The sequence below is a fragment of the Streptomyces sp. MspMP-M5 genome (assembly GCF_000373585.1).
Lineage (GTDB): Bacteria > Actinomycetota > Actinomycetes > Streptomycetales > Streptomycetaceae > Streptomyces.
The window spans coordinates 174,884-185,307 of record NZ_KB891878.1; the positions used below are offsets into that span (position 1 = coordinate 174,884).

Below are 10,424 nucleotides of genomic sequence, written 5' to 3' on the forward strand. Positions count from 1 at the left end.
TGCCAGGTGGGTGCCTCAGCGCACCGTGGCCCCGCCCGGCTGGGCCACGTCGAGATCCAGCCGTGCGTCCGCGCCCCTCGCCAGGGATATCGGTGCCGCGTGCGGCGGATAGCCGGCTACCGACAGGGTGTACTGACGGCTCGTCAAGTCCGTGAAGGCATAGGCGCCGTCCGGCCCGGTGACCATGCGGCCGGCGACCGCTCCGTCCTCCAGCAGGGTCACGGCAGCCTCCGCCAGCGGGCGCCCGTCCGGTCCGCGGACCGTACCGCGCACGGTGGCGGTGGGCCGCAACCGCACCTCGTGAAGGCCCTCGCTCCTCCGGTCCACCCCCGCTCCCCCTCCGGTCAACTGAACGGCACGGGCCTCCGGTTGGTGCCCCGGCGCGCTGAGGACGAGGGTGTGGTCGCCGTCCGGCAGCTGCGCGATCGTCCACCGGCCGTCGGCGTCGGTCGTCGTACGGGTCACCACGTCGCCGCGGGCATCGGTGACCACGACGCTCGCGCCGGCCAGTGCCGCCCCGTCCGGGCCACCGAGCAGGGTGCCGGCCAGGCGGCTGCCGGTGGGCGTCAGAACGAGCTGCGCCTCGGCCACCGCGGCCTCACCTGCGCAGGTGGCCGAGACGGCCTGCGGGGTGTGGCCGGGGGCGGCGCCGGTGAGGACGTAGATGCCGGCGGCCGGGGCGGTGAGCGCGTAACCGCCGTCGGCGGCGGTCGTGGTGACACCGGCCTGGCGGCCGTGCCGGTCGATCAGCGTGACCGTGGCGCCCGGCACCGGTCCGCCGGCGGCGTCCACGACCCGTCCACGGAAGCCGGGGGCGGCGGGCGCCTCCGGCAGCAGGGCGGGGGCGGCGGTGGCCTGATCGGTCTCCCGGTCAGCCGCGCCGCCTTTCCTCACCGCATCCTCGGAACCGGCCACCGCCCGGACGCCGCCGCCCGCGTCGGCCGCTCCGTCCCGGCTGCCCGCCCCCGCGGCACCCTGCTCCGCACCCTGCGCGTGCCGCGCCGCCGACGCCGCCCGCCCCGCCGTCGCCTCCCGCGCCGCGGCCGCCTTCCGCTGGGACGGCAGGAAGGCCGCCACCAGCACGCCGAGGGCGACGGCGGCGGTGGCGATCAGGAACGAGACCCGGAACCCGGCCATCGTGGGCACCTCGACCGGCCCCAGCGGCTCGGACATATGGGCCAGCACCATGCCGATCACGGCGCTGGACACGGAGGTGCCGATCGACCGCATCAGGGTGTTCAGCCCGTTGGCCGCGCCGGTCTCGGACGGGTCGACGGCGCCGACGATCAGCGCCGGGAGCGAGGAGTACGCCAGGCCGATGCCGGCGCCGACCACCATCGCGATGATGACGGTCTGCCAGGGGGCCCGCATCAGGCCGAGCCCGCCGCCGTAGCCGATCCCGATGACCAGCATGCCGAGCAGCAGCGAGATCTTGGGGCCGCGGCGGGCGGCGATCCGCGCGTACAGCGGCGCGACGAACATCATCGTCAGCCCCAGCGGCGCCACGCAGAGCCCGGCCACCACCATCGACTGGCCGAGGCCGTACCCCGTGGACGTGGGGAGTTGGAGCAGCTGCGGCAGCACCAGCGAGATGGCGTAGAACGCCACCCCGACCGTGATGGAGGCGAGGTTGGTGAGCAGCACCTCGCGCCGCGCGCTGGTGCGCAGATCGACCAGCGGGTCGGCGATCCGCAGCTCCATCAGACCCCACAGCACCAGGATCACCGCCGCCGCCCCGAACAGGCCCAGCACGAGGGGCGATCCCCAACCCCAGTCGCTGCCCTTGGTGATGGGCAGCAGCAGGGCGACGAGTCCGGCGGACAGGCCCAGGGCGCCGACGACGTCGAAGCGGCCGGGCGCCCGCACCGGGCTCTCCGGGACGACGAGCAGCGTGAGCAGCATGGACAGCACCCCCAGCCCCGCGGAGGTGAAGAACAGCGCGTGCCAGTCGGTGTGTTGGGCGACCAGGGCGGCGAAGGGGAGCGCGAGTCCGCCGCCGACGCCTATCGAGGAGCTCATCAGGGCCATGGCCGAGCCGAGCCGCTCTCTGGGCAGTGCGTCGCGCATCAGGCCGATGCCGAGGGGTATCGCGCCCATCGCGAAGCCCTGCAGCGCCCGGCCGACGATCATGACGATCAGCTGGCCGGTGAAACCGCAGACCAGCGAGCCGACGACCATGATGCCGAGGCTGGCCAGCAGCATCCGCCGCTTGCCGTAGAGGTCGCCGAGGCGGCCCATGATGGGGGTGGCGACGGCACCGGCGAGGAGGGTGGCCGTCATGACCCACATGGCGTTGCTGGGCGCGGTGCCGAGGAGCGTCGGCAGGTCCTTGACGACCGGCACGAGCAGCGTCTGCATCACCGCGACGACGATGCCGGCGAAGGCGAGGACGGGCACGATGCCGGCGCGCGGTCTGCGATGGCCGCCCTCGGGCGACCGGGGCAGCGGCGGCGCGGCGGCCGAATCCGCCGTCCTCACGGGGAGTTGGTCCGTCATCGTCCGGGACATGCGTGCGGCCTCCAGGGGGCAGGAGTGAGCGCAGGGGTGCGCCGTGTATGGCGGAAAGTGATGCGCGGGCAGGGGCGACCCTTGATACGTGCATGGCGAACGCGTCAGTGCGGGGGCCTATTCCAAGCCATGCACCCCGATCTCGGACCCCGGGCGGTGATCTCGATCACTTCCGCCGCGCCCGATCCCCACCTGCGCCAACCCCCGTACACGTCCCGACCCTTCGGGCCCGCCACCCCGTTCATCGCCCCTCCCGCGGCATCGTTCCGGACACTGCTTCCAGTGAACCGCACGCCACTGACAATCAGCCGGTCGAGGGATCAAGAGAGAGTCAAGAGCGAAGTGCGCCCACCGTGTCCACGCCGGGGACGGAAACGGCGTATCCACGCACGAAGGGCTCTTCCGCCCGGCCGCTCCGGCGTACCGAGGAACTCCGCGGGCGCTCGCTACGGCACTGCGCCCTCGAAGTCCACCCCTGCCTCGGCAGGGTCCTCCCGGGCCTCGCTCTCCCGGAGTTCCGCGTCGAGCCGGGCGCCCCGGTCCGGATCGACCCTGAGCCTGGCAAGGATGGCGGGAACGGCGATGGTGGGCAGGGTGTGCTCGAAGAAGACGGTCAGCCGACGGCTGACGTCGCTCTGGTCGGTGAACGCCTTGGACATCATCTGGAGGCCGGCGAAGGCGCCGACGAACAGCTCGGCGGCGTCCCGTACGTTGACGCTCTCCAGTATCTCGCCCCGCGCCTTGGACTCCTTCAGCATGCCTTCGACGAAGCCGGTCCAGGCCGTCATCGACTGCCTGCGGTCGAGGTGGTTGGAGCCCTGCTCGATGGCGAGACGGGCGGCACCACGCTGGATCGGGTCGTGCCGCAGGCGATACGCCAGAATCTGCCCCGCGTCCACGAACTCCTGCAGCTTGATCTGCTGGGGCCGGACCGCGATGTCCAGCACCTGCTCATGCAGCACGGCGAGCGCGAGCTCTTCCTTGGAGGCGAAGTGGAAATACAGGGCGCCCTTCGTCACGCCGGCGCGCGCGAGAATCTCCGCGATAGTCGCGCGGTCGAAACCTTGTTCGTCGAAAACCGACGCGGCGACTTCCAGGATTACTCGTCGCGTCCTGATCGCGCGGTCCTGACGTGCCACAGATCGCCTCCCGTCCCTCAAGGCTCAAGCTTTTCTCGGCGAATTGCGCAGCTCAAGTCTCCTCCAGATCGGCGGGCCCTCTGCACCTTCACGCCAGCATTGAAAAGAAAACCGGATGGTACGTATCTTAACCGTGTCCGGAGCTCTCCCATAGAGACGTATAGGGGCTGTCATGAGCGACACGTTGCAGGCCAGCCGCATGGTTTCAGCCACAAACCGATGCTGGACGCAGCAGGTCCAGGAGTCCCCGGCCGACGACCGGCGGGGGTCCGACGTGGCCGTCCCGGTCCCCCACGAATTCGTGCACCGACCGATGACCGAAGATATCTTGATCACCTCCTGGCAGCGGATGGGACACGATCATTTCTCGGTGATCGCCCAGTGGCCGCACAACCACCCGTACTTCACTCCGAACCACGGCCGGCATCACCCGATTCTTGCGGGCGAGACAATCCGGCAGGCCGGACTGCTGGTATCGCACACGGAATTCGCCGTTCCCCTCGGCTATCACTTCATCCTCGACGACATCGTCTACACCACCGACCCCGAACACCGCGTCACCGGGAGCGGCCCGACGCCGGTGACCATCGACGTCGTGTGCAGCCAGACGCGCATGCGGGCCGGCGCGCTGGCCTGCGGCAACTTCGGGATGACCCTCCGCACCGGCGGCCGCGTCGTCGTGACCGGGCAGTCCCACGTGAGTGTGACCTCACCGGCCGTCTACCGCCGGATCCGCGGCGAACGGATCACGGCCCGCCCCGTCCCCGGCCCGCTCCCCGCCCCCGTTCCGGCCGAGCTGACCGGCAGCGCCGACGAGCGCGACGTCCTCCTCTCCCCCACCGGACGGCCGGGGCAATGGCTGCTGCGGGTGGCGCCGGACCATCCCACGGTCGTCAACCCCGCGAACGATCATGTCCCGGGCCTGTCGCTGCTCGACGCGGCGCAACAGGCCGCCCGTGCGCTGACCGGCAGCGCATCCTTCGTTCCGTACGCCTTCGCCACCGAGTTCCATCGCTACGCGGAACATGGGCTGCCATGTCTCATCGAAGCGCGGCGGAGGGCGTCGGCGATACCGGGCACCACGACGGTCCGGGTCACCGGGGTCCAGGACGGCGCGCCGGTCTTCACCTCGACCCTGACGTCCTTCGCTCCGCTTCCGTGACCGGACGAGCGGCCGCCGACCCTCCCTCGTCATGGGCCCGATCGGCTCATGAACCATGTGGGCAGAAGACACACCGGAACGCCGACCGGGCCCGCCCACACAGCACTCCCCCGGTCACGGCGGCAACAAGCCGCCCCGAGCACTACGGAAGGCCGACGACGACCATGGGTGACCTCAACGGAAAGACCGCACTGGTAACGGGATCCAGCCGGGGCATCGGCCGCGGCATCGCCCGGCGCCTCGCCCGCGACGGTGCGCTGGTCGCCGTCCATTACCGAAGCAGTGAGACGGCGGCCAAGGAGACCGTCGAGAGCATCCAGGACGAGGGCGGCCGGGCGTTCCCGGTCTCCGCGGAGCTAGGGGTGCCGGGCGACGCCGAGGCGCTGTTCGAGTCCTTCGACGCCGGGCTGGCCGGGATCGGGGCGGAACCGGGCCTGGACATCCTCGTCAACAACGCGGCGATCAGTCTGCCGGGGCACATCGGCGAGGTGACACCGGAGGAGTTCGACCGGACCGTCGCGATCAACACCAAGGCCCCGTTCTTCCTCATCCAGCACGGTCTGCGGCGGATGCGGGACGGCGGGCGGATCGTCAACATCTCGTCCGCGGTCACGACCACGGCCTTTCCGTCGACCATCGCCTACGGCGTCTCCAAGGGCGCGCTCGACACCCTCACCCGCACGCTGGCCGCGGACCTCGGCGCGCGCGGGATCACCGTGAACACCGTGGCACCCGGCTTCATAGAGACCGACATGAACGCGGCCATGCGGGCAACTCCCGAGGCACATGCGGCACTTGCCGCCATCTCGGTGTTCAACCGGCTCGGCCGCCCCACCGATGTCGCGGACGTGGTCGCCTTCCTCGCCTGCGACGACTCCCGGTGGATCACCGGGCAGCGGATCGATGTCACCGGGGGGTCGAGGCTCTGAACGGGGCGCGTTCTGCGGTCCCGGCCGGCGTGGGGCCGGGACCGGCGAGGCCCGGTCAGCCGGAGGCCAGGGCCGTTCCTTCGAGGCCGAGGAGGAGGCGCTTGCGGTCCAGGCCGCCTGCGTAGCCGGTGAGCGAGCCGTCGGCGCCGATGACGCGGTGGCAGGGCCGGACCACCAGCAGGGGGTTGGCGCCGATCGCCGTGCCGACGGCCCGGACGGCGGCGCGCGGCGCCCCGATGGCGGCGGCGATCGCCCCGTAGGTGGTGGTCGTGCCGTACGGGATGGCCTCCAGGGCTGCCCAGACGCGTTGTTGGAAGTCGGTGCCGCGCGGGACGCACTCGACGGTGAACGGCTCCCGTGCCCCGTCGAAGTACGCCGTGAGTTGGCGGGCGACACCGGTGAAGGCGGACGGGTCGTGCGTCCAGTCGTCCTGGACGACGGGTCCGCGCTTCTGGCCCGGCACGGAGAGCGAGGCCAGCGTGGTGCCGCCGGGCGCGGTGGCGGAGCGCTCGCCCACGAGGAGGAGCGTGCCCAGCGGGCTGTCGAGGGTGGCGTACAGGGTCATGCGTCGATCCGTTCTGTCGGGTTCCGGTGCCGTTGCGGGGCGCCGGTGGGCACGGCGGGGGCCGCGGCCCAGAGGTAGTGCGTCGCGTACGAGCGCCAGGGGCTCCAGATCGCCGGGTCGGCGTCCGGGGGCGGTGCGGCGAGGAGGACGTCGGGGTCGCCCAGCGACCGCATCCGGACGTAGCCGGCGGTCCACGGGCCGATGCCGGGGAGGGCGCGGAGCGCGCGGCCGGCCCGTTCGCGGTCGGTACCGGCGTCCAGGACGACGTCCCGGGCGGCCAGCGCGGCGGCGAGGGCGCGCAGCGCGACGGTCCGCGACGGGGCCAGGCCCAGGCCGGTGAGCGGCGTGTCCGCCAACTCCGCGGCCTGCGGGAAGAGATGGGTGAGGGCCCCCGATGGCCGCGGCAGTGGCTCGCCGTGCGCGGCGACCAGACGGGCGCCCAGGGCACGGCCGGCGGTGGTGCCGGCCCGCCCCAGGACGGCGCGCACCGCGAGTTCGTCCGGGTCCACGGTTCCCGGGGACCGCAATCCGGGCCGGCGGGCGACCAGCGGGGCCAGCGCGGGGGCCGTGCCGAGCCGTTCGCCGACCGCGAACGGGTCGGCGTCCAGGTCGAACAGCCGGCGGACGCGCTGCGCGGCGGTGGCCAGATCCCGCAGTTCGGTCAGGTGCAGCCGGCAGTCCAGCCAGCCGTCGCCGGTGGCCTCGTCGACCTCCGCGATGCCGGTGCCGGCGGGCAGCCGCAGGGTCCGCCGGTACGTCCGGCGGCCGGGCTCCCCGGTGACCTCCTCGATCCCGTCGAGCGCCCGCCGCTCCAGGTAGTCGAAGATCTGCCGGGCCGCGAACGGGCCGCGGTACGCCAGTCGCAGCGGCAGCACACCGGGCGTGCCGGACGGGACCGCCGGGCCGCCGGAAGAGGTGCCGCCGCGCCGCGCCGCCGTTGAGGAGCGGTGACCGGGCGACGGGCGGGCCCGCAGTCCGCTCGGCGTGAGCGCGTAGATCTCCCTGATGGTGTCGTTGAACTGCCGGACGCTGGCGAATCCGGCGGCGAAGGCGATCTCGGCGATCGGCAGGCCGGTGGTCTGGAGCAGTACCCGCGCGGTGTGCGCGCGCTGGGCCCGGGCCAGCGCTGCGGGCCCGGCCCCCAGCTCGGCGGTCAGCTGGCGCTGCACCTGCCGGGCGCTGTAGCCGAGCCGGTCCGCCAGTCCGACGACGCCCTCGCGGTCGACGACACCGTCGCCGATCAGCCGCATGGCCCGCCCCACGACGTCCGCCCGGGCGTTCCACTCCGCCGAGCCGGGGACCGCGTCGGGGCGGCACCGCCGGCAGGCCCGGAAACCGGAGCCCTGGGCAGCCGCGGCGGTCGGGAAGAAGGTGACGTTCCGCCGCCGCGGGGTGGTGGCGGGGCAGCTCGGCCGGCAGTAGATGCCGGTCGTCGACACCGCGAAGAAGAACGCCCCGTCGAACCGGGCGTCCCGGCTCCGCACCGCCTCGTACCTGCTGTCCTCGCTCATCACATTCCCCACTGTGCCCCCTGCCGGGCCGGTACTCTGGCGGAAATCGGACACGGCGGTGGCGGTGCGCGTCCGGCCATGCGGGCGGTGGCGGTGCGCGTCCGGTCGTCGGGGGGCGCCGGTACGTGTCCGGTCCTCGGGGGGCGGTAGGTGTCGGGATACCCGGGTGGCCGGGTCCTGCGGTCGTCCGGTGGGCAGCCCCGGGGACGGCCGGCCGCACGGGGATGCGGCAGCACGCGAGGGAAACGGGAGCGCGGGGGCGCCGGACAGGGCGCGGCCCGTCAGGCCGACGGCATCGGCCAGTCGTCCAGGGAGCCGCCGCGCCACTCGACCAGGCAGGGGTCGTCCAGGGCGATGTCCTGGGCGGGCTCGGCCACGCCCGCGCGGCGGAGGAACTCCGCCACATCGCCGCGGCCGTGCGCCAGGCCGACGATCTGCCCGTGCACGGTCACCCGGCGGCCCCCGGAGGGCGTCGGTGGGTGCACGATGACAGGCGGATGCTCGGACATGCCTCCAGCGTGCGCCGGGCACCGCGCGCTCGCACCTCGGCGGCGGGATCCCACTCGGACAGCTGGGACCGGGCCGAGCGGGCGCGGACCTGACGACGAGCGAGAGCACGAGGCGGAAGTGAACAACCCCATGGAGTCGGCCGAGTTCTCCCGGGACCCCTATCCCCTGCTCGCCGCACTCCGGGCGCGCGGCCCGGTGCAGCGGGTGCGGACCGGCAAGGACCGTACGACGTGGGTGGTGACCGGCTGGGCGGAAGCGCGGGCGGCGCTGGGCGACGGGCGGCTGTCGAAGAACACCGCCCGCTACTTCGCCGACCGGCCCTCCGGACGCGATGTGGCCCCGGCCGTCAGCCGCAGCATGCTGGCCACCGACCCGCCGGACCACGGCCGGCTCCGGAAACTGGCCATGGCGGCCTTCACCCCGGCCGCGGTGAGCCGGCTGGAGCCCCGCGTCCGGGAGATCGCGGAGCGGCTGGCCGCGGCGCTGGGCCGGGCCGCGGAGGCAGCGGGCGGCGGACCGGTCGATCTGGTCGAGGGGTTCGCGGCCCCGCTACCGATCGCGGTGATCTGCGAGCTGCTTGCGGTGCCGGACGCGGACCGGGCGGCGGTGCGCCGGTGGTCGGACGACCTGTTCGCGGCCGCGGATCCGGACACCACCGACCGGGCGTCGCACGCACTGGCCGGCTATATGACCGAGCTGATCGCGGCACGGCGGGCGGCTCCCGGGGACGATGTGCTGAGCGGCCTGATCGCCGCCCGGGACGCCGGCGACCGCCTCACCGAGCCCGAACTGGTCTCGTTGGCCGTGCTGTTGGTGGTCGCCGGGCACGAGACCACGGCCAATCTGATCGGCAACGGACTGCTCGCCCTGCTCCGCGACGACGCGCTGCGCGCCCGCCTCCGGGACGATCCTGGGCTGCTGCCCAAGGCGGTGGAGGAGTTCCTGCGGTTCGACGCGCCGGTGACGCTGGCGACCTTCCGCTACGCCACCGAGCCGTTCGAGCTCGGTGGCGTCCGCATCGGGGCGGGGGACGTGGTCCTGGTCTCGCCCGGTGGCGCCAACCGCGATCCGGCGCGGTTCGACGCCCCGGACACGGTACGGCTGGACCGGCCGGCCCCGGGCGGCCATCTGGCCTTCGGGCACGGCCCGCACCACTGCCTGGGCGCGCCGCTGGCCCGGGCCGAGGCGCGGATCGCGTTCGAGGTGCTGCTCGCCCGCTTCCCGGAACTGCGACCGGTCACGGACGAACGGGGCGGCAACGAGGACGGCCCCGGCGGCGGGGTCACCTGGCGGCGAACGCGGCTGATGCGGGGTCCGGCCCAACTCCCGGCGCTCCTGGGACCGTTCGCAGACAGCCGCAACGACGAGCGGCCCTCGCGGCCCGGGGCCTAGGGCACTTCCGACGGAAGCGGAAGGCAGCGGAAGGCACCGGTGTCGCGGCCGCAGTGCGGCGGCCGCGACACCGGCTGAACGGGGTCAGTCCTTGAGGTCGTATCCGGAGAGGCGTTCGACGCCGCGGAGGAGGGCGGAGTGGTCGAGGCCGCCGTCGCCCTGGGCGCGCAGGGAGGCGACGAGGGTGGCGACGACGGAGCCGAGGGGCAGGGCGGCGCCGACGGTGCGGGCGGCGTCGGTGGCGATGCCCATGTCCTTGTGGTGCAGGTCGATGCGGAAGCCGGGCTTGAAGTCGCGGTTGAGGAAGTTGGCCCTCTTGCGGGTCAGGACGGTGGAGCCGGCCAGGCCGCCGTTGAGGACGTCGAGGGCGGCGGGCAGGTCGACGCCGGACTTCTCCAGGAAGACCACGGCCTCGGCGCAGGCTTGGATGTTGACGGCGACGATGAGCTGGTTGGCGGCCTTGACGGTCTGGCCGGAGCCGTGCGGTCCGCACAGCACGATGGTCTTGCCCAGTGTCTGGAGGATCGGCTGGGCGGCGTCGAAGTCGTCCTGGTGGCCGCCGACCATGATGGACAGGACGGCTTCGACGGCGCCGGCCTCGCCGCCGGAGACCGGTGCGTCCAGGACCCGGATGCCCTTTTCGGCGGCGTTCTGGGCCAGGTCGATGGAGGTCTGCGGGGTGATCGAGGACATGTCGATCAGCAGCGC

9 protein-coding genes are annotated in these 10,424 nt (G+C 73.3%); 3 read left to right on the forward strand and 6 right to left on the reverse strand.

Annotated features, from left to right (window positions below):
• Positions 1 to 15: 15 nt before the first annotated feature.
• Positions 16 to 2,508, reverse strand: coding sequence for an MFS transporter (locus tag B073_RS0108980; protein WP_018537753.1), 2,493 nt, complete (start codon positions 2,506 to 2,508; stop codon positions 16 to 18).
• A gap of 446 nt (positions 2,509 to 2,954) precedes the next feature.
• Positions 2,955 to 3,647, reverse strand: a complete 693-nt coding sequence (locus B073_RS0108985) for a ScbR family autoregulator-binding transcription factor (RefSeq protein ID WP_026247205.1) — start codon at positions 3,645 to 3,647, stop codon at positions 2,955 to 2,957.
• Between the two features lie 172 nt (positions 3,648 to 3,819).
• Between B073_RS0108985 and B073_RS0108990 the strand changes: the two genes are divergently transcribed.
• Entirely contained in the window at positions 3,820 to 4,809 is a 990-nt protein-coding gene (locus tag B073_RS0108990) for a ScbA/BarX family gamma-butyrolactone biosynthesis protein (protein WP_026247206.1), read from the forward strand.
• A 164-nt stretch (positions 4,810 to 4,973) separates the two neighbouring features.
• Positions 4,974 to 5,738 carry an SDR family oxidoreductase gene (locus B073_RS0108995; RefSeq protein WP_018537756.1) on the forward strand — a complete coding sequence of 255 codons (765 nt, stop codon included), beginning with the start codon at positions 4,974 to 4,976 and terminating at the stop codon, positions 5,736 to 5,738.
• 55 nt (positions 5,739 to 5,793) lie between these two features.
• Here B073_RS0108995 and B073_RS0109000 read toward each other — a convergent pair whose 3' ends face one another.
• From B073_RS0109000 to B073_RS0109010, 3 genes are all read right to left on the reverse strand, one after another.
• Complete coding sequence (locus B073_RS0109000; protein ID WP_018537757.1) at positions 5,794 to 6,303, reverse strand: methylated-DNA--[protein]-cysteine S-methyltransferase; 510 nt, start codon at positions 6,301 to 6,303, stop codon at positions 5,794 to 5,796.
• A complete protein-coding gene (locus B073_RS0109005) occupies positions 6,300 to 7,814 on the reverse strand; it encodes a DNA-3-methyladenine glycosylase 2 family protein (protein ID WP_018537758.1) in 1,515 nt (504 codons plus the stop codon). The genes B073_RS0109000 and B073_RS0109005 overlap by 4 nt, the downstream gene beginning before the upstream one ends.
• A gap of 281 nt (positions 7,815 to 8,095) precedes the next feature.
• Complete coding sequence (locus tag B073_RS0109010) at positions 8,096 to 8,323, reverse strand: hypothetical protein (RefSeq protein WP_018537759.1); 228 nt, start codon at positions 8,321 to 8,323, stop codon at positions 8,096 to 8,098.
• Positions 8,324 to 8,441: 118 nt separating this feature from the next.
• Between B073_RS0109010 and B073_RS39460 the strand changes: the two genes are divergently transcribed.
• A complete protein-coding gene (locus B073_RS39460) occupies positions 8,442 to 9,716 on the forward strand; it encodes a cytochrome P450 family protein (protein WP_051093957.1) in 1,275 nt (424 codons plus the stop codon).
• An 84-nt stretch (positions 9,717 to 9,800) separates the two neighbouring features.
• On the opposite strand, the gene B073_RS0109020 is transcribed toward B073_RS39460, so the two are convergent.
• The coding region (locus B073_RS0109020) for an NAD-binding protein (RefSeq protein ID WP_018537761.1) at positions 9,801 to 10,424 on the reverse strand (624 nt) is incomplete at its 5' end.